The following is a 23,285-nucleotide window of genomic DNA, read 5'->3' on the forward strand; positions in this document are numbered from 1 at the left end:
GCCGGGCTACTCGTACCGCAGCGCTTCAATCGGATTGATCCGCGCCGCCTTCATGGCCGGATAGATCCCAAACACGACGCCCACCGCGACGGAGACCCCGAAGGCGATCACCACCGACGCGCTGGTGACGATGGTCTTCCATTCGGCGAACCGCGCAATGGAATGCGATAGCCCGAAGCCGAAGGCGATCCCCAGCAGGCCGCCGCCCACTGAGATCAGCACGGACTCCATCAGGAACTGCCGCACAATGTCCACCCGGCGGGCGCCGGTCGCGCGGCGGATCCCGATTTCCCTGGTACGCTCCAGCACGGTGGCCAGCACGATGTTCATGATGCCGATGCCGCCCACCAGCAGGGAGATGGCGGCGATGGCGACCATCACGTAAGTAAAGATCCGCTGCGTCTGCTGCTGCTGCGCCAGCAGGGCCGCCGGAATCGTCACGGTGAAGTCCTGTGTGTTGTGGTGGGTGGAGTTCAGGATCGCGTTCACGATCTTGGAAGACTCGATGCTGTCCGCGCCCAGCTTCAACCGGATGTCGATGCCGTCCAGGTCGTCGCGCATGTTGCTGGTGCGATCCCAATAGCGGTACTGGAACGTATTCAGCGGAATGTAGACGACGTTGTTGATGTCGTGGGCTCCGGCGCCGCCGGCCTGTGAAGCGGCCACGCGTTCGCCGATGACGCCCACCACCTCCAGCCATGTGTCGTTCACTTTGACGAACTGGCCCACGGCCTTGCCGTAACCCAGCAGGCTCACTTTGGCCTTTTCGCCCAGGACGCAAACGGCCGCGCTCTGATCGTCGTGGGCCGCCGAGAAGAACTTACCCTCCATCAGCTTGAGGCTGTGGATCGGTGCATAGGCCGCGCGGACGCCGTAGAGCTCCGGCACGTCGCCGGACGGCTTCGGCACGACGCGCTGCGGATGCAGCGTGCGCCGCGGCGACAGCGTCTCCAAAGACTCCAGATTCGTCTCCACAATCCGCACATCGCGTTCCGTCAAACCCGGAGAGTTGCGTCTCCGCTGCTGGAACTCCTCGGCGCTCATGGCCGGCCGCGACTCGATGAGGATGTTGCGGACGCCCAACTGTTCAATGAAGCGCAGGGACTCTTCCTTCGCACCCTCGCCGATCGCGAGCATGCCGATGACGGAACCCACGCCAAACACGATGCCAAGCGCCGTAAGGAATGTACGAGTCTTCTGTGCCCGCAGGTTCGAGAAGGAAACGGCGATGTCGGAGAAGATCCTCGGAATTCTCATGAGCCCTTCAACGCTTTCAGTGCCCCGGTCCCGGCGCCCTCGCCCTTCTTCTTCTGCATGGATTCGGGGCTGGCCATCGCCACCACCTGGCCTTCCTTCAGGCCGGTGATGACCACTCGGCTCTCGCTGCGCTGCACCAGCTTCACGTCTTTCGGCGAAAAGCTCTGGCCGGACTGCACGTAGACGAAGGTGCGGCCGTCGCTCTCGAACAGCGCCTGCGACGGCAGCCACAGGGCATCCTTGATCGTATCGGTGGTCACCGTAATACGGGCGCTCATGCCAGGCCGGAGCGCCGGCAGCGGATCGTCCAGGGCAAAGACGCACTCGAAGCGCCGCTCCCACGGAGACCCATTCGTCCCGCCGATGCTCTTGATGTGAGCCTTGAACCTCTTCTGCGACATGGCGACCACGACTACTTCCGCGGGCTGCCCTGGCGCCAGGTGGCCCCGATCGAGTTCGGCGATCTGGGCCCGGATCTCCCATGAGTTCAAATCGGGAATCTGCGCCACCGCCATGCCGGCGCGCGCCGTATCCCCTAGCTTGAACGCCGGCAGTTGCATGCCCCAGAACATGAAGTTGCCGTTCGTGTTCTGCTGCACGTTCACATAGCCGCCCGACTTCGCCGTCAGCTTCATCGAGTCGATGTTCTTCTTCGCCGTCTGGGCCTTCACCTGCGCCTTGTTGCGGGCCGCTTCCTGGATCATGATCGCCGCCCGGGAGGAGGCTCCCCGGTTCGCGATGTCCTGCTCCAACTGCCGCAACCGGTCGCGCGCCGCTTCCACGGCCAGCGTATTCTGCCGCGCCAGGATGGACGCCAGCAGCGGGTTCTTCCGGGCTTCCAACTCCGCCACCTTCAGGTCGGACTTCGCCTGCAACAGCAGCGCCTGCGTCTCTTCTTCCTTGGCGGCGGTCTCGGCCTCGGCCTGCGCCACCTGCTGCTCGGCCTCCGCCAGGTCCGCCTCCGCTTCCGCCAGGGCGAACTCCTGCTCCGTGGTATCGAACTCGACGACGGTGTCGCCCTGCTTCACCAGTTCGCCGGGCTCTCGCAGGAAGGTGATGATCAGTTCGCGCGCCCCTGTCATGGGCGCCACCATCATCTCGGAATTGCTGCCCTGCAACTCGCCGCGGGCGCTGACGGTGAACTGGACCTCTCCGCGCTTCACGCTCGTGCTGGGCAGATTCAAAGCAGCAGCCGCCGCGCCCGCCGGCTCCGGCTTCGACCACGCCGGCCAGTTGGACGCCGCGCCGCTGGTCACTGCGATCAGGACGCCGAGAGCCGGCACCGTCATGACAGCCCCGGTCAGCCATGCCGAACGCTTCACTTTTTGGCCTCTTTCTTAGCCCCGGCAGCCGGGCTGGTCTCGTCCGCTTCCGGTTCCACCAGCGTCACTTCGGAACCCGCGGCCAAGCCCTTCAGCGCCACCTCATCCGGATTCCGCGCCAGCACTTCCACCTCATGCGGCCGGTAGCCGCCCGCCGAAGCGAGGTACACGATCGGCTTGCCGTCTTTCGTGAATACCGCCTTGGCCGGAACGCTGATGGCATCCTTGAGCCGATTGACGATCACGTCCATCGAGCCGTTCATCTCCGGCCGCAGCCGCGTGTCCGGTTTATCGATCTTCGCGTAGGCCCGGAAGCTGTAACTGGGCGGCCAGTCGAAGGAAACCTGGGCCATGGTGGACATCTCCGCCAGCTTGCCCGGCACCGTGAGTTCCGGCAGCGAGTCCAGCCGGATCTTCACGTCGTTGCCCGCCTCGATGCGGCCGCGGTCGATCTCCTCCACCTTGCCTTCCATCTCGAGCGTCCCCAGATCCGGGATCACCGCGATGGTGGCGCCCGGCCACGCCTGGTCGCCCACCTTGAACGGTTTCGCATTCATCCAGCCCTGCGAGTAGTTCGGCTGGCACACGATGACTCCGCTGAGCGGGGAACGGACTTCCATCTTCGCCAGGCGGCTCTTGGTGAGATCCACTTCGTACTGCGCCTGCTCCAGCACACGCGTCAGCGAGGAGGTCTTCGATTTCGCGGAGGCCTCGTGCAGGCCCACCGTGGCCTTCTGCGTATTCTCCTGCTGCTGCGCGGATTCGAGATTCACCTTGGCCGTCTCGGCGTCCAGGACGCTCAACAGCTCCTGCCGGCTCACCTCCAGCTTTGCCTTCTCCACCGCATACTTCGCAGCCGACAACGCCAACCGGTCCGCCTCAGCCGTGATGCGGGCTTCGGCTACGGCTTGGTCCAGCGTCGCCTGCGCCTGCCGCTGCGCGGCTTCCTTCTCCTGCAACTGCTGCTTCGCGCTGCTCTGGTCAAAGCGGATGACGACGTCGCCTTCCTTGACCAGCGAGTTCTGCGGAGCCAGCCAGACAATGCGCAGGTCCGGCACGTTCTGGGGCGCCGTGATCGATACCGATCGGCGCGCCCGCAATTCCCCCCGGCAGCGCGTAATCACCAGGAACTCGCCCTGGCGGACCTGCGCCGTCGGCAGCGCCGTGGCCGCCCGTACTTCCCGCAGGCGGAGCACCGCTACGACAGCCGTGGCGCTGAACAGCAGCGCGCCGGCCCACTTCAGCAGGCGTTTCAGTTTCATGGATTCGTTCCTGGTTTCCGGCCCGTGATGACAACCGCCGCCGACAGATCCGGCAGCAGGTGAGCGTCGCCCTTCTCAATGAGGAACCGCGCGGTAAAGCGCTTGATGGGGCTGCCCAGGTCCGCTGTCGCCACGGGGCTGGCCGTGAGGAAACGCGCGGGAAAGACTAGATCCGGATAGGCGTCCAGCCGGACGTACGCCCGGGCGCCCGGCCCGAGCACGGCACCATCCGGCTCGCCCACTGACGTGTGAACTTCCATTTCCGTGGGGTCGAAGAGCCGGACCAGCGGTTGGCCCGGATAGACTTGATCGCCCTCTTGTGCCGGCCCGCGGGAGTCGCCGCGCCAAATTGCCTCCAGGGCAACCATCCCGGCATGCGGCGCTTTAATCGCTAATTTGTTTACATTTGTTTCAGCGCGTTTCAGGGAAACCGCCTGGCGATCCCGCTTCAATTCAAGAATGCGGACCGCCGCTACATCCGCCTTCGCTCTAAACTCATGCGACTTCTTCAGCGATCCGATCTTGAGCAGCGCCGCGGCGGCCTTTTCTTCATTCTTGGCACGCTCAATGTCGCTTAGCGTCTCGTTCCTGCGAAGCTGAATCTGCGCTTTAGCCAGGTCGGCGGAAGCTTGCTGCTTTTCTGAAGCGCGTGTCTCGGCATTCGCGCGGTTCTCCGCCTGCTTCTGTGCGATCTGGTGATTCAAGTCGTCGAGCTTCGCCTGGGCCTCGCGGGCATTGTCCAACTGCTGTGTCTGGTCAAACTCCGCCAGTATGTCGCCGGCCTCCACTTTGCTCCCGCTGGCAATGATCTTCGTCACGGTGAGGCGGCTGGACTGGCCGGTCAAACCGGCAATCTGGGGCACCTGCACGGTGAATTCGCGCACCGCCTTTACTTTCCCGGTGGCGCGGATTTCGCCAGGCGCAATCGCAGTTTCCGGAGGAACTGGAGATGAGGACGCCGCGGCAACGGTCGGGGCCACCGTTTGCCGGCTGCACGCGGCCAAAATTAGTGAGGCGGCTAGTGCCGTCAGAATTCGAAACATCTGGACCTGTGCTCTCTCGTTAGACGCCGTGACGGATAAAAGTGTTGATCGGTTTCGCGAATTATTTGTATTTACTGCGCCGCGTCTCCACCGTTACTGATTTGGCCCACCGGCGGCAGGAATATAAACCGCGGCTTGCGGCCGGCTGGACAAGGTGATACCCCTATCCAGACAGGACTCCAAACCGCAAACGGTCCAATGGAGCTCCGGTCCTGGGGATGCCCACTATGCGCTTGCACCGTTTTGTCAGGATCTTTGCCGCCGCCACGGCCGCCCTCTGCGCCTCCGCCGCGGATTTGAAGCCACCCGCCGGCCGCTGGGCCGACAACTTCAACATCCCGCTCTGGGAGGACGGGAAAGTCCCGCTCGCCCTCGGCACCGGCCCGCTCGACAAGCCGCTGCTCACCGTCTTTCTCCCCCCGCCCGGCAAGGGCAACGGCGCGGCGGTCGTCGTCGCTCCGGGCGGCGCCAACATCATGCTGATGTACGGAGCCGAAGGGATGGAGATCGCTGAGCGCTTCAATGAGTGGGGCTACGCGGCGTTCGTGCTGACTTACCGGCTGTCGCCCCGCTACAATGACGCCGCGCGCATCGCCGACGCGCATCGGGCCGTGCAGATCATCCGGGCGCGCGCCGCGGAATGGAAACTCGACCCGCACCGGATCGGCTTCGCCGGCTTCTCCGCCGGTTCCATGTTAGGCCGGATCATGGCCGCCTCCGCCGGTCCCGGCATGCCCCAGGACCCGGACCCGAATGCCCGCCAGGGCACCAGGCCCGACTTCCTGGTGCTGGTCTACGGACCCGGCCGCGCGACTCCGGGCGAGCAACTGAAGGACTTCCCGCCCACCTATCTCACCGCCGCCGCAGCCGACCGCATGGCAGCCGACGCCTCCGCCCAACTCTTCATCGATCTCAACAAAGCCGGCGCCGTCGCCGAGTTGCACCTATACCAGAAAGGCCGTCACGGCTTTGGCGCCGCCTACCGAAGTCCTGAATTCTCCCTGTGGATGGATACCCTGCGCCATTTCCTGAAACAGGGCGGCTTTGAACAGGAGGTTCATTGAGCATGCGGAGGATCCTCATCCTCAGTGGGCTGTTTGCAGCGGCTGGTGCGGCCTTGCTGTCCAGCTCGACGGCGAGTCCCGGCGTCGCGCCACCCGCCACGGTCAACGACGGTTACGGCGACTTCGTGCTGGTTCCTGCCGGCAACTTTTCCATGGGTGACAACTTCGGTGACGGTGAGGCGCGCGAACGCCCGGTCCATACGGTCTTCCTGGAAGCCTATTACATCGGCAAGCTGGAGGTGACCAACGCGCAATGGACCCGCTTCCGCGACGACCCCGGCTATGATGACCCCAAGTACTGGCCGGGCGGCGTGGTTGTGCCCAGGGATCAGGTGCCCTTCTGGACGCAGGCGCAGAATCACGGCGGCGGTACTCCAGACAGCGGCGCCTACCCGGTCATTGGCGTCAACTGGGACTCAGCCACTGCATACTGTAATTGGCTCACTGCGAAGACCGGTCACAAATACCGCCTGCCCACCGAGGCCGAATGGGAGAAGGCTGCCCGTGGAAACCGCCAGACCCGCTACCCATGGGGCAATGACATCGGTCGCGACCGGGCCAACTATGTCGGCGCCCAGAAGTACGACACCGTCCAGATCGCGGGCTTCTACGACGGCAGCCAGCGCGGCGGGCTGAAAACACAGAGCAATGCTTCGCCATACGGAGCGCTGGATATGGCAGGCAATGTGATGGAGTGGTGCAGCGACTGGTACGGCCGCACCTATTACTCGGAATCACCGCGCAGGAACCCGCAGGGGCCGGCGAATGGCGCTTACCGCGTGGTCAGGGGCGGGTCGTTTTTCATCGAAGCGCCGGAGCTACACTCCTACGCCCGCTCGGCGGCATGGCCGTCATTTCAGGCCCACCGCATGATCGGCTTTCGCGCAGTCCGCGAGCCGTAACCGTCAGGCTTTCTTCGACAAGTGAAGGAGCGGAAGAATCGTCTCCGGCGTCGGCGTGTGGGTCTCCAGGTAATCCATGCCATCGACCGTGATCTGGATGTTGCTCTTGTCGTCGGAGATGATGAGGTTGCGCTGTTTCAGGTACCAGATGCAGAAGAACATCTCGTCTGTGGTGATGGCCGCCGTGCGTTCGATCTCACGGACCGAAACGCCAGGCACAGCCGGCCGGAGCCGCCTACGGTCATAGAGCAGGCAAAGAATGGCCATCCGCCGCGCGTTTTCTCCCAGGATCGCCCGGAAGAAATCGTCGCTATTGAACTCAGGGTTGTCCAGCACCTGCCCTTGCGGCAGGCTCGCTTCGAACTCCTTGCGCCGCACCGGATCCGACAGAACCTCGTAGGCCGAGGTGACGGCGTTGAACTTCTCCTGGTCCCTCGTCTCCCGATTCGAAGGGTGGTACTTTGCCGCCAGCTTGCTGTAGGACTGGAAGACTTCTTCAGCCGTTGACTTCCGCTGGACACCCAGCACCAAGTAGTGGTCCTGAAATCTTGTCGGCGTAGGCGTGCTCATTACTAGTCCTATCGGACACTTTGACCAGAGACTACATGGGGCCGGTGGGGCAAACGCCCCGCCAGGGGTTACGAGGTCCTGGCCGGCTCCACCCAATAACGAGGGCCGGGGCCTCGCGTGCCCGCACGATCGCCGGGGTTGGCGAACCGGCAGTGGTCGAACGAAAGGCACCCGCAGCCGATGCACTGGGACATCCCGGCCCGGAGTTTCTGCAACTCAGCGATGCGGTCGTCGATCCGCGCCGTCCAGGTTCCGGAAAGTTGGGCCCAATCCGCACGCTCCGGCACACGATTGTTCGGCAGCTTCTCCAACTCCCGGCCCACTTCGCCCAACGTCAGGCCCACCTTCTGGGCAAACACGATGAACGCGACGCGGCGCAGCGTGGCCTGCAGATACCGGCGGTGACCGGATTTGTTTCGCTCCGATTGGATCAATCCGAGGTCTTCGTAGTAGCGCAGCGCTGAGGCAGCCACACCGCTCCGCTTCGCCAGATCGCCGATCGTCAGCATCCATTTTCCTCTTGACTTAAAGTGTACTTGAACTTCTACGCTGGGCACACATGCCAGAGAATCCGCTTCACCTCGCCATCGTGGTGGGCAGCACCCGCCAGGGACGCTTCGCTCCGACCATCGCCCAGTGGTTTGCAGCCCAGGCCGCCAAACGCGAGGACCTCACGGTCGATGTGATTGACCTGGCCAAGGCCCGGCTGCCCGATGTCCTTTCGGATCAGCGCAGCGAGGCCGTCGCAGCGGTCTCCCCACGGCTCTCGAGGGCTGACGCCTTCGTTGTGATCACTCCGGAGTACAACCACAGCTTCCCTGCCCCGCTCAAGACGCTCATCGACTGGCACTCCCAGGAGTGGCATGCCAAACCCATTGGCTTCGTTTCCTACGGCGGCGTCTCCGGAGGACTCAGGGCCGTGGAACAACTGCGCCAGATCTTCGCCGAAATGCACGCAATGACCGTGCGGGATAGCGTCAGCTTCGCGGGGGTCTGGACGCATTTCGAACCGGACGGCCAGCTCAAAAACGCCGATCGATCCAATCGCTCCGCCACAAAGATGCTGAATCAGTTGGTCTGGTGGGGCAAGGCGCTGCGGGACGCAAAGTCGAAGCAGCCATACGCGGCATAGACTGCCGCGGGCCCCTCAGATTCCACTTGATTAGTGTACTAGTTAAATAGTACACTAAGTCAGCTCATGGAACTGGGGCGCATCACCCGCCGGGCTTTTTGCAGCCTGGCTCCCGCGGTTCTGGCCGCGGCGGCGGGGCCGGTCGTCGTACCGGTCTCCCTGGTGATGGACAGCAAGGCCAAACTGACCCCGGAGGTGGTGCGGCACTTCTGGTCGAGCTTGTGGCCGCAAGCCGTGCAGGAGTTCGCGGCCGGTGGCATCCGCCTGGAATGCAGGAATCGGACGGGCGAGGTGTTGCGCCCTCCGGGCCGCCCGCCCGTGGTATCGGGCCTGGATCCGGCCACCCTGAATGTCGTGCTGACCGGCACCATTCCCATGGAGTGGGACAGCGGCCGATCCTTGAGCGGCGTCACGCTGCGCTACCGCGGCCGGCACCTCTGCATGATCTCGCTCTATCGGGCGCACGGGCACCTGATCCCGCTGGTGTCCGTGAATACCTGTGTCCACGAGATTCTCCACGCGCTCATGCTGGACATCTTCGAGCAGAATCCGCAGGGCGTCGCAGGAGCCGGCCGCGAGTTCCGCATCGACTACCTCGCGACCCGCCTTTGGCTGTTCCACGATGGCGCGGATATCCGCCGTTCAGCAGAGACATACGTGCGAAAACTACGGTCGGATGCGGCCGCTTGGGCGACTGAACCTGGGTATTGACAAAGAAAATTGTCAATGCTTCAATGTCCTCATGCTCGACGTGGCTGTCATCGACGATCCGGCTGCCGCCGCCGTGGCCCTGGGCCCGGTGCGCAGCCGCCTTTTGGCCGAATTGGCCGAACCGGCCTCCGCCGCCACCTTGGCCCACCGCATGGGCATTGCCCGCCAGAAGATCAACTACCACCTGCACGCGCTGGAAGCACACAACCTGATCGAGGTCGCCGATAAACGGCAGTGGGGCGGGTTGACGGAACGGCGCATGGTGGCTACGGCTGCCAGCTATGTGGTTTCACCCGCGGCGATGGGCCCGGTGGCGGCGGATCCGGCCAAATCGGCCGACCGGCTCTCCGCCTCTTACCTCATCGCCCTCGCCGCCCGGGCGATTCGCGAAGTCAGCAACCTCCTCCGCCGGTCCCAGGAGGTAGACAAGCGGCTCGCCAGCCTCTCGGTGGACACCGAGATCCACTTCAAATCGGCCAGCGACCGCGCTGATTTCACCCGGGAACTGACCACCTTTGTCGCGGGCTTGGCCGCTCGCTATCACGACCCGGTCTCCCCTGGCGCACGCCCGCACAGGGTGCTGATCCTGGCCCACCCGCTACCCGCGGAACAGCCCGCGTCAAAGCCATCCTGACACCCCCGCCCAGATCCAGATTCAGTTGTTCCAGATGTAGAATCCCCCCGACAGGAGCCAACATGAGCGTGAAGAAAGATTCCACCGGACGCCGCTATGTGCAGGCGGAAGTAGAAGTTCCAGGATCAGTCGAAGAGGTCTGGGCGGCGATTGCCACGGGGCCCGGAGTGGCCTCCTGGTTTGTCCCGTGCGAGGGCGGTGGAGAAGTGGGAGCCACGGTGACCACCCACTTCGGGCCCGGCATGGATTCGGTCGCCACCGTGACGGCCTGGGAGCCGATGCACCGCTTCGCCGCCGAGAGCGGCGACCTGGGTCCGAACGCCCCGTCGCTCGCCACGGAATGGACGGTAGAGGCAAAGGCCGGCGGGACCTGCATCGTCCGGGTCGTACATAGCCTGTTTGCCGACGACGATGATTGGGACAACCAGCTCAACAGCGTCGAGTCCGGCTGGCCGGCGTTCTTCCGCATTCTGAAGCTGTACATGACCTACTTCCGCGGTCAGCATGGCTCGATGTTCCGCGCCATGGGCATGGCCCAGGAACCGGCCGATGCGGTGTGGACCAAGGTAGCGGGCGGTCTGGGCCTCACGGACGCGGCGCCCGGAGACCGTCGCACCGCGCCGCCGGAAGCTCCCGCGCTGGCGGGCATCCTGGAAGAGACCGCGGGCGGAGGGCATCCGCACCAGGTGCTGCTGCGGCTGGATCAGCCCGCGCCGGGCATCGCCCACCTCTTCACCATGCCGATGGGCGGCATGGTCGTCGTTTGCCTGAGCATGTACCTCTACGGCGAGGCTTCACCGGCCCAGGCGGCGGCCAACGAACCACGCTGGCAGCAGTGGCTGGCAGGCCTCTTTCCACCACCCGGCGGCAGCCCGATGTGCTGAGCGGCACTGCTGTGCAAATTAGCCTCTCCGGCCCTCCTCCCACATTGCAGGCATTGAACATAGCAATAGCTTTGGCTTCCTGACGGAATCCTGGTTGCCGTGCCACTGCTGCGAGGTGTTACTGGGGTGGGCTCCTCCTGCTGTCCAAATTCGAGCCCACGTTCACCGGCATTCCTACGACTTTCTGGTTCTCACCGCGTTGTGCTGTCCAATTTATAGGCCGAGGGGCAACTGCTCGGCCAGCACCAGAGACGGCGGAGCTTGGAATGGGTCATTCAGCCACGTCCAAAGGTCGCGGTGCACGAATAGCTGCTGCCGTAGCAAGGCGATCAGATTGGACAGGCTCCAACCGAAGGTGCTTTTCAGCTGCAGGTACTTCAGGATCAGTATCGCGATCAGCGCCGTCCAGATCTGGATCTGTACGGCATTCTCGCTGGTGCCAACAAAGGTTTTCACCTTCAGTCCCTGCTTCAGCGCCTTGAACAACTCAACCACATAATGCCCATCAACAGCGCCCTGAGGAGGTTACGATCCACTATGGCTTTCATCCCCTCCGAGGGCAAAGCCTACCAGTAGTCAGGAAGTACGAGTTTCTCGACGAGGTCCACTTCGTCGTTCGCCGCCTCGATGGCAGGCCGCTCGCGGTGGCAGCCTGGATGACGCAGCCTGAGTCAGCCAGCCCACGGATCGTCTCTGCCGGGCGTCTGCCAATTCGGACTATGCTCGAGATGCTGCGCGTCACCGAGGCCTGTTTGTCCTCTCGTGTGCACAATGTGCTCGAGGAGGATCACGATGCTGCAGAATTGGGCAAGCCGCCAACGCCAACTCTTCGAAGAACAGCCGCCAGCTTTGGGCGTTCGCCTTCCGCCGGAAGTGCAGGAACAACTACGCCAAGCTGTGGTGCACTGGCTACGGGCGCTGGCCAAGGCGCTCCGCGAGGAGGAAAAAGGCGATGAGTAAAATCACCGCCGATCACCTGGCCCGGCGAGCCTGCATATACATTCGCCAGTCCACACCCGACCAGGTGCGGCACAACCTCGAGAGCCAGCGCCTGCAGTATTCTCTCGCCGACCGCGCGCGCGGCTTGGGCTGGCAGGACGTCGACGTTATCGACGAAGATCTCGGCATCTCAGGGGCGGGCACACGCCGTCCTGGATTTGAGCGCCTGCTTCGTGCTCTCTGCAATGGGCAAGTGGGCGCGGTGTTCAGCGTTGAGGCGTCGCGACTCGCGCGTAACGGCCGGGACTGGCACACCTTGCTCGAATTCTGCAGCATCGTCGGAGCGCTGTTGATCGATGCTGATACCACATACGACCCCAGGCTTACCAACGATCGATTGTTGTTGGGGATGAAGGGCACGATCAGCGAAATGGAAATCGCGACGTTTCGGGAGCGCGCGCAATCAGCCTTGCGGCAGAAGGCCGAGCGTGGCGCTTTGGTACGGCGCGTCCCAATTGGGTATGTCAAAGGCACCGACGATCAGATCGAGAAAGATCCCGACGTCAGGATCGCCTCCACGGTGGAATTGATCTTCCGCAAGTTCACCGAGTTGGGCAGTGCGAGGCAGGTCTTCTTCTGGTTGGACCGAAACCAGATTCAGATGCCCGTTGCTCGCGGGCCGGAGACTTCGCGAGAAGTAGTCTGGCAGCCGGCTCGATACCACGCGGTGCACAGCATACTGAAGAACCCTGTCTACGCCGGAGCGTACACCTATGGGCAAAGCAAAACGACAGTACGGTTGGAGGACGGCCAGAAGCGGGTCTGCCGGAGCAAACAACCCCGGCAAGAAGACTGGGCTGTATTGATCACGGAGCATCACGAGGGTTACATTGACTGGGATGCCTATCGGAGCAATCAGGCGGTGATTGCCGACAACGAAAATGCGAAAAGCGCGTCGGTGCGAGGATCAGTACGGCAAGGTGGAGCGATTCTTGCGGGACTGCTGCGTTGCGGCCATTGCGGCGCCAAGCTGCTCGCACAGTCTCCGCGGCCTGGCGTGATTCGCTACCAATGTTCGGGGTATGTTCTCAATCGCGATCATCCCTGTTGTGTCATGTTCGGCGGTCTGCGCGCCGACCGTCTGGTGTCGGAGCAACTGCTAGGATGCCTTGCGCCGCTCGGCACCGAAGCGGCCATAGAGGCAATGGAGTCGCTACAGGGAGGAAGCGACGAGCGGGTCAGGCAGAAAGCCCTGGCATTGGAGCAGGCACGCTACGATGTGACGCGTGCCCGGCGCCAATACGATGCGGTTGATCCGGCGAACCGCCTTGTGGCGGCGGAACTCGAACGGCGTTGGAATCTGGCGTTGGCTGAGGAAGCGCGGGTGGAGGCAGAACTTGCGGCCCTACAGCAACGCCGAGAGAGCCCCCTCACCGACGAGCAGAAACGAAAACTGCTGGACTTTGCACGAGATCTCCCCTCGCTGTGGGACGATGCGCTCACTTCGCCGGAGCATAAGAAGCGGCTCCTTCGAATTGCGCTAAAGGAGATCGTCGTTACCAGCGAGGGAGAGACGATTCGCTTTGTCCTGCATTGGCAAGGCGGCGATCATACGCAGACGGAGTTCTCCAAGATTCGCGCCGGTCGGCACAGGTATGTGACCGACGACGAGGTAGTGGAAACGGTCCGCGCATTGGCAAGGATCGAACCGGACGCCCGGATCGCGGCGCTACTCAACCGCAACCGAAAGCCGACGGCGCACGGTAAGACCTGGACGGCACGACATGTCTGCTCGTTGCGCTGCAATCACAAAATTGAGGTCTACCGCGAGGGAGAGCGGCAGAGCCGCGGCGAAGTATCGGTCAGCGAAACGGCAGACATTCTCGGCGTCACACAAACCACTGTCCTACGGCTGATCCGGCTGAAACGGCTGAAGGCCACGCAGATCTGTCCAAATGCCCCGTGGATTCTACGGCGGGTAGACGTGGAGCAATGGGTGGCTGATCGAAACGAGCCGACAACCCCACCAACGGAAACTTCAGGGCAGATGAGCCTTGAAATTCCTTAACATCCGAAGGAGTGCAACATGTCGAGCTTTCGAAAAATAGCTCAATTTTCCAGCGTTCCTTGTAGATTCTGGCGATGGTTCGGGCCGACAGCTTCAGGTTGTTGGTGACGAAGACCAGGGTCGCCTGCTTCTCCTCCACCCAAACTTCAATGCGCCGCAGGCAAGCCTCCGGGCCGATCTCCTGCTGGCTGGTGAGGAGAATCACCTCATCTCGCACAACGTCGGACCCGGCCGGTATCGGGCGGCTTTCGACCACCCCATAACTGGCGCTGTCCTTCAGCCGCGTGACGAAGCTCACATGACTTCTGGTGAGTGCCAGCCACCAGTTGTAATCGGCGTAACCGCGGTCGAAGACGACCAGCGTGCCCGGGGCGAACTCCATCTGCCGGGCCTCCCGCACGTCGGCCCGCTTGCCTTCGGTGACGACGGCAAAACAAGGCAGGCAGCCGTCGTGGTCGAGTACCAGATGCAGTTTGAGCGCACCCTTGGTTCGCCCGTAACGCGCCCAGTCGAAGGTCTCGGCGCACAATTCGATCATGCTGGCGTCGAGGCTCAGGAGCTTGTGCTTGAACCTGAACTTGTGCCGCGTGCGATGAGCGACTTCGGCTTGGCAGCGGGAAAGGGTTTGATAGAAGATCGCCTCATAGAGTTGCCATGGACGATGCGCATTGGCATAGGAAAGAGTGGTGGTTTTCGGGCAGTTCGTCACGCCCAAGTGGAGGAGTTTGCCTTCCAGTGCGGCCAGGCCGCCGCAGATTTCACGCAGGCTCTGCGCGTGGGCGAGCTGACAGAAGAGCATGGCGACGAACTGTTGCCAGCAGGTGAAACCGCGAGCGTGGCGTTCTGCCTTGAACTCGCGGACGAGGGCGGCGAACTCGAGGCGGGGGAAGGTGTGCAAAATCTGGCTGAAGATGCTGGATACTCGAATCATGGCGGAGGGCTCCTTTGCGGTCGGTTTCAGTTTCTTGCGGAAACCTGAGCCAACCTATCAAAGCGAGTGCTCCGCCGTGCTGCTACACCTCATGCCGGTGGCTGCGGGCTAATTTGCACGGGAGTGGCTGAGCGGCGGTAGCGCTCCGCACGCCGTGATTTTCCCGGCAATGGCACGCAATCGAGCCAGGATAATCCGCATACCTTTCGCAGCTCTATTCCTCAGCCATTAGCGCCGCGGAAAGGGGAGATTCCGATAGTCGAATCCCCCCCCTTTTCGCCAGGGAAGGAATAGGATAAGTGCATGGTCGTCTCGCGCGTCGGGTTATTGCGTACTTATCTTGCCTTATTGTTCCTGGCCACGACGGCATTCGGCCAGACGGAGCCAATGGTAGCCGGATTCTTCCCGGCGGATGGCTCTGTCAATGTGCCGCTCAACGCTCGGATTGTCATCCCTTTGAACTTTTCCAACGGGATGCGGACCGAGGCGGTGTTGTTGCGGAATGGCACCGCTGTGGCGGGAAAAACGGAGTACTTCGACCAGTGGGCAGTATACACGCCCGCCACGCAATTCGAGGCAAACACCCCGTACGAAATCCGGCTCGCCAATACTCTGACCGGCCAGACATTTGCCTCGAAGTTCACCACCGGCGCGGCGCCGGATCTCAGTGCGCCGCTGCTGGCCTCGTCTGAACCGGCCGACGGGCAGGATGCGGCGCATCTCACCCGTCCGCTCAGGCTGCACTTCAGCAAGGTCCTGAATCCGGCCTCCGTGCAGAATGCCAAGTTTCAACTCTGGGACCTCACATCCGGCTACAGCATAGATTTGACCGGCACCTTGATGAACGATGCCACCACGATCCAGCTAAATGCGCAGTATGGACTCGCGCTGGGGCGTGCCTACCGGATCTACCTTCCGGAGACACCCATCCTGGATTGGACAGGCCAGGCACTGCCGAAGCGCGGGCCAGTGACGTTTACAACGTTTACCAGGCCACTGAAGGGCGGGCCCATGTTGACCGGATCGGCTCCGTTCGACGGAGAGACCGCCGTACCCACCAACTCCACCGTGATCCTGGTGTTCGACCGCCCCATCGCCCCAAAGTCCCCAACCGAACACTTCGAGCTGAAAGCCGGAACCACACTCCTGCCGGTGGAAGTGCGACGCGTCGGGGAGCGGGCAATCGCACTGCAGCCTACTCTGCTGCTGTCGAGCAATAAGGACTATACCCTGAGCATTTCGGGAGTAACCAATATTTATGGCGGCTCGATGGAGGCAGCCCAGACCATCCGGTTCCAAACCCAGTTGCTCCCCGATTCCACCACGCTCAACCTGCGCACCCAGGCGGACGTCCTGCCGTTGAATGCGACCCCCGTGATTTCGTTCACCAGGCCTCTGGATGCCGTGGCGTTGGCGCTGGGCATGGTGGGCGAGAATTCGAACTCCTCGACAGTGCCGGTGCGGTACAAGCTTTCAGAAGACCGCCGCTCGATCTACTTGATCCCGGAGCAGCCATTCCTGCCCGGTACTCACGCAATCACGATCCAGATCCCGTTCGATCGCTTTCAGAAGACTCAGCTGGGCTTTTCGTCCTCATTCACCATGACCGGGGACGTGGATTCGACGCCCGCCCGGGTGCTCGCCGTGTCCCCGCCGGATGGTTCCAGCGAAGTGCCGACTGCCGCTTTTATCGAGGTCTGGTTCGACAAGTATTTCGACAACGTCAACGTCGCCCAGGATGGCCTCCGGCTGAGCAGCGACGCGGGTCCCGTTGCCGGCGACTGGTCGTTTGTTAAGGCCAACGGACAAGCCGGGCTGCAGTTCCGGCAGAAGAGCCCACTCTCTCCGTCCACGACCTATCATCTCGAGGTCAGTGGCCTGGCCGACCTGACGGGCGGCCCCGTGCCTCCGGTCTCCACCACGTTCACGACCGGGGCGGCGAATCCTTCCGACCCGTTCCGCATGTTGACCGTCACCCCAGGGAACAAGGCAATAGTGACCGATCCGCTCGCACCGATCCGCGTCACATTCAACCGTGCCGTCAGTCCCGTCGGACCGGCGAGTCCCTTCTTCAGCCTGATTTCCCGCGGCAGTGTAGGCGAATTCACACCACCCCCTGGCAAGGTGGAAGTGCAGGGCTCGGACATCACCTTCACGCCCCTCGCCCCCTTGCCACCCGGAGAGTACTTCGTGGATGGCACCGGGGCGTCCGACCTCTCAGGATCTCCCCCACTCCGGCTCGCCTCCACGTTCACAATTGCGCCGGCCTCGCCGGCAGTTCCGGACAGGACGCGGGTGATTCGGGTCTCGCCCGGGGAGGGCGGCATGGTGGATTCGGTCCAGCCCGTGGTGCTCCTGACATTCTCGAACCCCGTCGTCAGATCGACGGCCACGACCAGCAATATCGTGGCGACGGGCCGGCGAGCCGGAGTCCTTAGCGTACAACTGGTCACGCCAACCCTGGCGATGGTGGTACTGAACGCCGAACCTGGATCCCTGGTCACACTGTTCGTAACGGAAGGCGTCCAGGACTTCAGTTATCAGCCGGTAGTGCCGTTTCGGACCACCATCCAGTTGCGCCCCGAGCCCAAGCCAGCGGCCAAAGTGGTGCAGATTCGTCCCTACAGCCCCAGCGGGGTGGTGAGCACCACCACCAGCCTGGGGCTGGTATTTGACGCGCCGGCTGATCATGCCTCCGTGGAAAACAGTGCATTGATCACGGCCGACGGCCAGTTCGTGAACGGGCGGTTCGAGTGGACCGCGGATTCGCGCGGAGTCACCTTCCTGTCCGACACTCCGTACCCTGCCGGCGCCAAGATATACGCAGAGTGGGGCGGCACCTCGTTCCAAAGATACGTGCAGGAGGCTCCACCAGGCGGCGCGGTGGCTTCGAGCCTGACCGGCTCATTCCCGAGCCTGCCTACCGATGGAGTAGTGGACTTGCAACCGGCGCAGGACGTAACGGATGAGTTGCTGGCGTCGGCCTTGTGCACCTGGAGCGAAGGGAGTGCGCCCACGCCCAGTCCCTGTACGGCGTCGCGACTCCGCCCGGGCATCATCCGGCTTCGGCCTGGCAGCCCGATGAAGCCGAATGGCTTTTATGTCACGAGATTCACGGCCGGCGGGATCAACTGGAGCAGCTTTATCACGGCTCTGCCGTCAGCTTCCTCCGCTGATCCGCATCTCTTCGGCGGTACGCCAGTGGCCCAACCAGAGGGCGTTCCCTTGAATGCGACGCTGAGTGTGGTGTTCTCGACACCCGTGAGCAGTTTGTCCATTCAGACTGCAGTCAAGCTGAGCGAGGGCGGCAGCGATGTGCCCGTGCAGAGTCTTCGGGCCGGCGATCAGGGCATCCGGGTGTCTCCCTCAACCTTCCTGAAGGAGAACACTGAATACACGGTCACGGTGAGCGGCGTGGAAGACCAGGCCGGCCGCACAATACCTCCGCAAAGCTGGACGTTCACAACGGACCCCGCCGTGGACACCACACGCCTCGACATCCTGCGAGTGGAACCGCCGGTGGGCGGTGGCGCCCCGGATAGCGTCATCTCAATGGCCTTCAACAAACAAATCGCGGCCGACTCAGCACTCCGAACGGTCTCTCCGCTCTCCGGGACTCTCGGCTTCAGCGAGGACCGCCGCTCGTTCACCCTTACGCCGGACAAGCCCCGCTCCATGGGGACCAGCTATTACCTCTGGATCTCGAACCTCCAGGACATCGCCGAAAATTCCATTTCCGACTCTTCCGCCAATGCCTTCACTACCAGCGACGGCTTTGGACATGCGCGGCCAGGCGGCGCGCCCGCGCCGGTGTCTTCGACGCCCCGCAATGGCTTGGAGGGAGTACCTCTCAATGCCAGAATCCAGGTGAAGTTCGACCGGCGTGTGCTGCTCGCCCAGGCCACCTCGACCCTAACCGAGGATGGCGTCGCGATCCGCACATCGCTTCAAATTGAACGAGACGGACAGACGGTAACGCTGGTGCCGCAACGCCTGCCCAGGGCGGGAGCGCTGTGCGAGGTTCGTCTCGCCAACGTCACCTCGGCCGACGGCTCGGCGGTGGCGGATGAGTACGCATGGTCTTTCCGCATGGGCGCCGACCTCGACCTGACCAGTCCGACCTACCGGTTCTTCCCCGTGGACGGCTCCACGGTGCCCGCGGACACGACGCCTCGGATCCGTTTCAACGAGAGAATCAACCCAGTTCTGCTAGATCAGAACCATGTTTCCCTCTATACCGCGGAAGGCTTCCCCCTAGCTGCCAACCTCAGCCTCGAGGATGACGACAGGACTGTAGTAGTTCGACCCGAAATTCCGCTGGCGCCCGCGAAGTCCTACCGGCTGGGGGTTTCCGGGCTGACAGACCTGGCCGGAGGGCCGGCCGTAGTCTCCGGTTCCGGGCTTTCCGCAACCTCGTTCTATATCGGTGAGAGCGGGCCCCTGCCCGCTCTCCGGGCTGTGAATCCGCCGAATGGCAGCACCTCTGTCGCACCGGATGTGGTCGTACAAGCCTACTTCGATGGCCCGGTCGACCTTCCGCTGGGCGACGCCAACTTCCGGCTGCTGCTTGGCGATCAGCCGGTGCCTGGCAAGATCGTCTATCAGTCTGGCAAGATGTTCCTCCTTACACCGGCCCGCCCCTTGAGTCCGGGCTCCGTCTACACCATGGAACTCAAGGGCATCACTGGCATGGATGGGCGGATGTTGCCGGATTACTCCTCCACCTTCACAGTCCAACCGGGCGGAGCGTACGCTGCCTATCCTCGAATCACGTCCTCGACGCCGGCCCAGAATGCCACCGGCGTCCCAGTCGACTCCAAGGTGGTTCTGAACTTCGCCGCCCCCGCGAACCCGGCATGGGTCAGCAACGCCGGGATTGTGGAAGCAAACGGCTACCGCGTGGCTGGCTCCTGGAGCGTGGAAGGAGCTACCGCAACCTTCCAGCCAACCTTCGGCTTCCCGCCCCAGCGCAGGGTGATGGTCGGCAAGTACTTGGGCCCATATTCGAGCGGGATGGCGCTGAGCGACTTCCTGTTCTTCACCACCGGTGACGCCGTCAATGCGCCGGGCTCTGAACTGGAGGCCACCTTCCCGGCGAACGACAGTCTGGTCCCTGCACTGACCACGCATGTGGTGGTGCGCTTCACCCGGCCGGTCATCACGCCGACCGGCGTCCCTCCCATTAGCCTGATCGCCGGCTCAACCGGGATCAACGCGCCATTCTCTACGGGGGAGGACGGACGGACACTGGCCGCGGACATCAATCTGCCCGCGGACAATCAGATCACCCTGGTGTTGAGCTCGCAGTTGAAAGACATGGCCGGGAATCCCGTCAAGGGCGGACCCGTCACCTTCCGCACCATGACCGCGGATGAATCCGCCCGGCCTTCCGTCAGGAAAGTCACCCCCGCGAACTGGGCCCAGAATGTGTCCCCGTCGACACCTGTGGTGGTGGAGTTTAACCACGCCATGGACCCGGCCTCCGTTGTGCAGTCTTTGTTTGTGGCCGATTCGGGCACCCTGCTCGCGGGCCATGTCGAGAACGACGAAACAGCGCGCCTGTTTCAATTCACACCCGACTTGCCGTTTCTGCCAGGCACGCAAATCGAAGTCGCGGTGGATGCTACGGCTCACGACCGCAATGGCTGGTACGCTTCCGCGTTCTCGTCTGTCTTCCAAACCGAGTCGCCCGACCAGCCGGCGGCCCTGGTGTCGTACTTTGCCTCCAGCGAGGCAGTTGACCTGAAGTTCAGCCAACCGGTGACGGTCGCCACGGCGGCGATCTCGCTGCGCCACAATCAACAGGCCGTGCCGGTCCGGGTGGAGCAGGGCGGACCCGACTGGCTGCGCCTCATTCCGGAACAAACGCTGATCCCGGGCGAGACTTATCAGGTCACCGCCGGGCAGGACCAGGCAGCAGCCGTCACCATTGAGGAACACGCAGATCGCGGCCGGCTGGCCACGGAGTCCGTGGTCCGCGACGACGACGGCATCGTGGTGCGGTTCAACCAGCCGGTGAATCCGGTCACGTTCGACCGCCAGCGGATCCGCCTCCGCCGGACCGATGGTTCCAGCGCGCCATTTCACATCTGGACCGGCTCGGACCGGCAGAGCCTGCGGCTGGTCCCTGCCTCCAGCGAAGGCAACCTGGACCTGGAGCTGGAGGGGATCGAATCGGCACCGCGGCGGCGACTGGAGTTTCAGCGCACGCGCGGTCTCGCGGGGCGCGGCGCCTTCCGGCCCGCGCGGTAGGCTGACGGCGAAGGCGCTTGCCATGCTACGTTGGGCCTACCATGGACCAGAGTTTGAATTTGCGGATTGTGCTGCTGAACCCGCCGCCGGGTGTGGATTACGGGATACAGAAGGGCCGCGGCGGCGCGTATGAAACCATCGCAAAACAGCGCTCGATCGGCGGGGATCTCGTGTTCGATTTCACCGTTGGGCTGAAGCCAGTACCCACGGGGGCCGAGCCCGACTTCACCGGCCCGATCGTCCAAGGTCCGCCCGGGGCGCGCTTTCTCTACCTGGACATCGGAACCTACGCCGGACAGCGGGACTCCGTGTGGAGCCGCCGCCTGAAGGTCCCGTTGCGCGGCTTCACGAAGGTCGCGCTGGACCGCTGCGCGGCCAATCCGGCTACCGTGCTGGAAACCAGGATTGCCGGCACCGCCCGCGACGGTGAGCCCGCCTGCGGTTCGGTGAAGACGTTCCTAGGTTGGGTGCCGGTTCTGAAATGAGCCAACTCAGCCCGGGCCGGCGCCGTTCTTCCGCACCACCCAGGTGGTCATGCAGCGCTGGTTCTGGACCACCGTCGTCTTGATGGGATCCAGCAACTGCCCGCCCAGCTCGGCGGTGAGTTGAACCAGCATCGGCTCGTCGACCAGAAATCGCTCCGAGCCGTCGGGCAGGAGGAATCGGCGGCCGCCCAGGGATCGGACTTCGGATTCCATCCCGATGGAGGATGCCAGTCGGCAGAACAGCATCCCGCCGGGTTTCAGCGCCTGCCAGGTGCCATGGAGCATGGCTCGAAAATGCTGCTCTTCGCGGGCGAAATGCAGCACCGCGCTGCTGATGACGACGTCGGCGAAGCCCGCGGGCCAGGTTGTGCGCTCCAGATCGCCCACTCGGAAGTTCTCGGGCGGCAGGTGCGGCGCCAGATGCGCGGCCAACCGGCGCACGCTCTCGATCACCGCCGCATCGGCGTCCATGCCGAAGACCTCATAGCCTGCCCGCAGCAGGTAGTAGATGTTGCGGCCCCCGCCGCAGCCGGCGTCGAAGATCACGTCGCCGGGGGGGATGCGGCCGCGCAGCAACTGGTCGAAGAGGTAGATATCGATCTGCCCAAACTGCTCGGGCAGGCTGGACATGGGACGCGGCGCAACGGTCATGAATCGAGAATGACACGGGCGGGGTGAGGCCGTTCAAGTGAGCGGCCGGCAAACACTCCTGACACCACGCTGTCAGGAGCACTGCCGCATTCTAGACCCATGACGCAACCAATCACCTGGTTTGAGATTCCCGCCCTGGACCTGAAGCGCGCCAAGGCGTTCTATGAACATGTCCTGGGGATCCAGTTCAAAGACGACACCATGGACGGGACGAACCTCGCCATCTTCCCGTGCGACCGCGAGCACGCGACCGGCGGCTGCGTGGTGCAGGGTCCCGGCTACGCGCCTTCCCGCGATGGAGCCGTGCTGTATGTGAACGCGGGTGAATCGCTGGATGCGGCGCTGAGCCGGGTTCCGGCGGCCGGAGGGGAGATCACGCTGCCCAAGACCGCCCTGCCGCCCGGCATGGGGGCTTACGCGCACATCATCGACTCGGAGGGCAATCGCGTGGGCCTGCACTCGGCACGCGGATAATAGTGTCTGTGCGACGCGCCGACCGGCTCTTCCAGATTGTCCAGCACCTGCGGGCGCGGCGGTTGACTACCGCCGCGCACCTGGCGGAGTTTCTGGGTGTTTCGGAGCGCACGGTCTACCGCGATATCCGCGACATCTCGCTCTCCGGGATTCCCGTCAAAGGGGAGGCCGGAGTCGGCTACTGCATTGATCCTTCGTTTGAGCTGACCGCTCTCATGTTCACGCCCGAGGAGTTGGAAGCCGTAGTGGTGGGCCTGCGGATGGTGCGGGCGTTCGGCGGTCCGGGCCTGCGTTCGGCTGTGATTCCCGCGCTGGACAAGGTGGTGCTCGCCCTGCCGAAAGGACGCCGCGCGGAGATCGACAAGCCGCAGATCTACGCCCCGGCGGTCCACGCGCACCGGAGCATTGACGACCTCATCGAGACGCTTCGGATCGCGGTGGACAACCGTTCGATTCTGGAACTGCGGTACACGGACAACAGCGGCTCCGCCACTCTGCGGCCGGTGCGGCCGCTGGCACTGCATTTCTGGGGGTCGACCTGGACGCTGGCCGCGTGGTGCGAGTTGAGGAACGACTTCCGCAGCTTCCGGCTGGATCGAATGAACGGGTGCCGGCCGACGGGCGCGACGTTTGAGGAGGAAGAGGGGAAGACCCTGGCGGACTACTTGAAGTGTGTTCGAGCGGAGTGAAAGGGCGATGCGGCC

19 protein-coding genes and 3 pseudogenes are annotated in these 23,285 nt (G+C 63.4%); 13 read left to right on the plus strand and 9 right to left on the minus strand.

Annotated elements, in window-relative coordinates:
* Positions 1-6: 6 nt before the first annotated feature.
* The 4 genes from IRI77_RS11535 to IRI77_RS11550 are packed head-to-tail and all read right to left on the minus strand — an operon-like array spanning position 7 to position 4,725.
* Entirely contained in the window at positions 7-1,257 is a 1,251-nt protein-coding gene (locus tag IRI77_RS11535; RefSeq protein WP_194452210.1) for an ABC transporter permease, read from the minus strand.
* Positions 1,254-2,579: an efflux RND transporter periplasmic adaptor subunit gene (locus tag IRI77_RS11540; RefSeq protein ID WP_228486691.1), complete on the minus strand. Its 1,326-nt coding sequence runs from the start codon at positions 2,577-2,579 to the stop codon at positions 1,254-1,256. Before IRI77_RS11540 ends, IRI77_RS11535 begins: the two co-directional genes overlap by 4 nt.
* Entirely contained in the window at positions 2,576-3,841 is a 1,266-nt protein-coding gene (locus tag IRI77_RS11545) for an efflux RND transporter periplasmic adaptor subunit (protein WP_194452211.1), read from the minus strand. Before IRI77_RS11545 ends, IRI77_RS11540 begins: the two co-directional genes overlap by 4 nt.
* Positions 3,838-4,725, minus strand: a complete 888-nt coding sequence (locus IRI77_RS11550) for an HlyD family secretion protein (protein ID WP_228486692.1) — start codon at positions 4,723-4,725, stop codon at positions 3,838-3,840. The genes IRI77_RS11545 and IRI77_RS11550 overlap by 4 nt, the downstream gene beginning before the upstream one ends.
* Positions 4,726-5,111: 386 nt before the next feature.
* On the opposite strand from IRI77_RS11550, the gene IRI77_RS11555 reads away from it, so the two are divergent.
* Positions 5,112-5,948, plus strand: a complete 837-nt coding sequence (locus IRI77_RS11555; protein ID WP_194452213.1) for an alpha/beta hydrolase — start codon at positions 5,112-5,114, stop codon at positions 5,946-5,948.
* Positions 5,949-5,950: 2 nt separating this feature from the next.
* Positions 5,951-6,850 carry a formylglycine-generating enzyme family protein gene (locus IRI77_RS11560; RefSeq protein ID WP_194452214.1) on the plus strand — a complete coding sequence of 300 codons (900 nt, stop codon included), beginning with the start codon at positions 5,951-5,953 and terminating at the stop codon, positions 6,848-6,850.
* A 3-nt stretch (positions 6,851-6,853) separates the two neighbouring features.
* Here IRI77_RS11560 and IRI77_RS11565 read toward each other — a convergent pair whose 3' ends face one another.
* Positions 6,854-7,420 carry a J domain-containing protein gene (locus IRI77_RS11565; protein WP_194452215.1) on the minus strand — a complete coding sequence of 189 codons (567 nt, stop codon included), beginning with the start codon at positions 7,418-7,420 and terminating at the stop codon, positions 6,854-6,856.
* Between the two features lie 68 nt (positions 7,421-7,488).
* Positions 7,489-7,929 carry a redox-sensitive transcriptional activator SoxR gene (soxR, locus tag IRI77_RS11570; RefSeq protein ID WP_194452216.1) on the minus strand — a complete coding sequence of 147 codons (441 nt, stop codon included), beginning with the start codon at positions 7,927-7,929 and terminating at the stop codon, positions 7,489-7,491.
* A 50-nt stretch (positions 7,930-7,979) separates the two neighbouring features.
* Between soxR and IRI77_RS11575 the strand changes: the two genes are divergently transcribed.
* From IRI77_RS11575 to IRI77_RS11590, 4 genes are all read left to right on the plus strand, one after another.
* Positions 7,980-8,552, plus strand: a complete 573-nt coding sequence (locus IRI77_RS11575) for an NADPH-dependent FMN reductase (protein WP_194452217.1) — start codon at positions 7,980-7,982, stop codon at positions 8,550-8,552.
* Between the two features lie 66 nt (positions 8,553-8,618).
* Entirely contained in the window at positions 8,619-9,263 is a 645-nt protein-coding gene (locus IRI77_RS11580; RefSeq protein WP_194452218.1) for a hypothetical protein, read from the plus strand.
* Between the two features lie 31 nt (positions 9,264-9,294).
* The gene (locus tag IRI77_RS11585; protein ID WP_194452219.1) at positions 9,295-9,897 is read left to right on the plus strand and encodes an ArsR/SmtB family transcription factor; all 603 of its coding nucleotides are present in this window, start codon (positions 9,295-9,297) and stop codon (positions 9,895-9,897) included.
* 62 nt (positions 9,898-9,959) lie between these two features.
* On the plus strand, positions 9,960-10,781 hold the full coding sequence (locus tag IRI77_RS11590) for an SRPBCC family protein (protein WP_194452220.1): 822 nt from the start codon (positions 9,960-9,962) through the stop codon (positions 10,779-10,781).
* A 213-nt stretch (positions 10,782-10,994) separates the two neighbouring features.
* Here the strand turns inward: IRI77_RS11590 and IRI77_RS38615 are convergent.
* A pseudogene (locus tag IRI77_RS38615) lies at positions 10,995-11,273 on the minus strand (IS4 family transposase); the annotation flags it as partial.
* Between the two features lie 38 nt (positions 11,274-11,311).
* Here IRI77_RS38615 and IRI77_RS38620 point away from each other — a divergent pair.
* From IRI77_RS38620 to IRI77_RS11605, 3 genes and pseudogenes are all read left to right on the plus strand, one after another.
* Positions 11,312-11,488 (plus strand): annotated as a pseudogene (locus tag IRI77_RS38620) (DUF5372 family protein); the annotation flags it as partial.
* An 85-nt stretch (positions 11,489-11,573) separates the two neighbouring features.
* Positions 11,574-11,741: a hypothetical protein gene (locus IRI77_RS11600; RefSeq protein ID WP_194448468.1), complete on the plus strand. Its 168-nt coding sequence runs from the start codon at positions 11,574-11,576 to the stop codon at positions 11,739-11,741.
* On the plus strand, positions 11,734-13,788 hold the full coding sequence (locus IRI77_RS11605) for a recombinase family protein (RefSeq protein ID WP_194448469.1): 2,055 nt from the start codon (positions 11,734-11,736) through the stop codon (positions 13,786-13,788). Before IRI77_RS11600 ends, IRI77_RS11605 begins: the two co-directional genes overlap by 8 nt.
* A 40-nt stretch (positions 13,789-13,828) precedes the next feature.
* Here IRI77_RS11605 and IRI77_RS37990 read toward each other — a convergent pair.
* Positions 13,829-14,719: pseudogene (locus IRI77_RS37990) on the minus strand (IS4 family transposase); the annotation flags it as partial.
* A gap of 303 nt (positions 14,720-15,022) precedes the next feature.
* Here IRI77_RS37990 and IRI77_RS11610 point away from each other — a divergent pair.
* Positions 15,023-20,971 (plus strand): Ig-like domain-containing protein, encoded by a 5,949-nt coding sequence (locus tag IRI77_RS11610; protein ID WP_194452222.1) that lies wholly within the window; start codon positions 15,023-15,025, stop codon positions 20,969-20,971.
* A gap of 41 nt (positions 20,972-21,012) precedes the next feature.
* Positions 21,013-21,456: a DUF5990 family protein gene (locus IRI77_RS11615; RefSeq protein WP_194452223.1), complete on the plus strand. Its 444-nt coding sequence runs from the start codon at positions 21,013-21,015 to the stop codon at positions 21,454-21,456.
* Positions 21,457-21,462: 6 nt separating this feature from the next.
* Here IRI77_RS11615 and IRI77_RS11620 read toward each other — a convergent pair whose 3' ends face one another.
* On the minus strand, positions 21,463-22,107 hold the full coding sequence (locus IRI77_RS11620) for a class I SAM-dependent methyltransferase (RefSeq protein ID WP_228486693.1): 645 nt from the start codon (positions 22,105-22,107) through the stop codon (positions 21,463-21,465).
* Positions 22,108-22,206: 99 nt separating this feature from the next.
* On the opposite strand from IRI77_RS11620, the gene IRI77_RS11625 reads away from it, so the two are divergent.
* Entirely contained in the window at positions 22,207-22,581 is a 375-nt protein-coding gene (locus IRI77_RS11625; protein ID WP_194452224.1) for a VOC family protein, read from the plus strand.
* Positions 22,582-22,589: 8 nt separating this feature from the next.
* Entirely contained in the window at positions 22,590-23,270 is a 681-nt protein-coding gene (locus IRI77_RS11630; protein WP_194452225.1) for a helix-turn-helix transcriptional regulator, read from the plus strand.
* Positions 23,271-23,285: the final 15 nt, after the last annotated feature.

The organism is Paludibaculum fermentans (genome assembly GCF_015277775.1).
Taxonomy (GTDB): domain Bacteria; phylum Acidobacteriota; class Terriglobia; order Bryobacterales; family Bryobacteraceae; genus Paludibaculum; species Paludibaculum fermentans.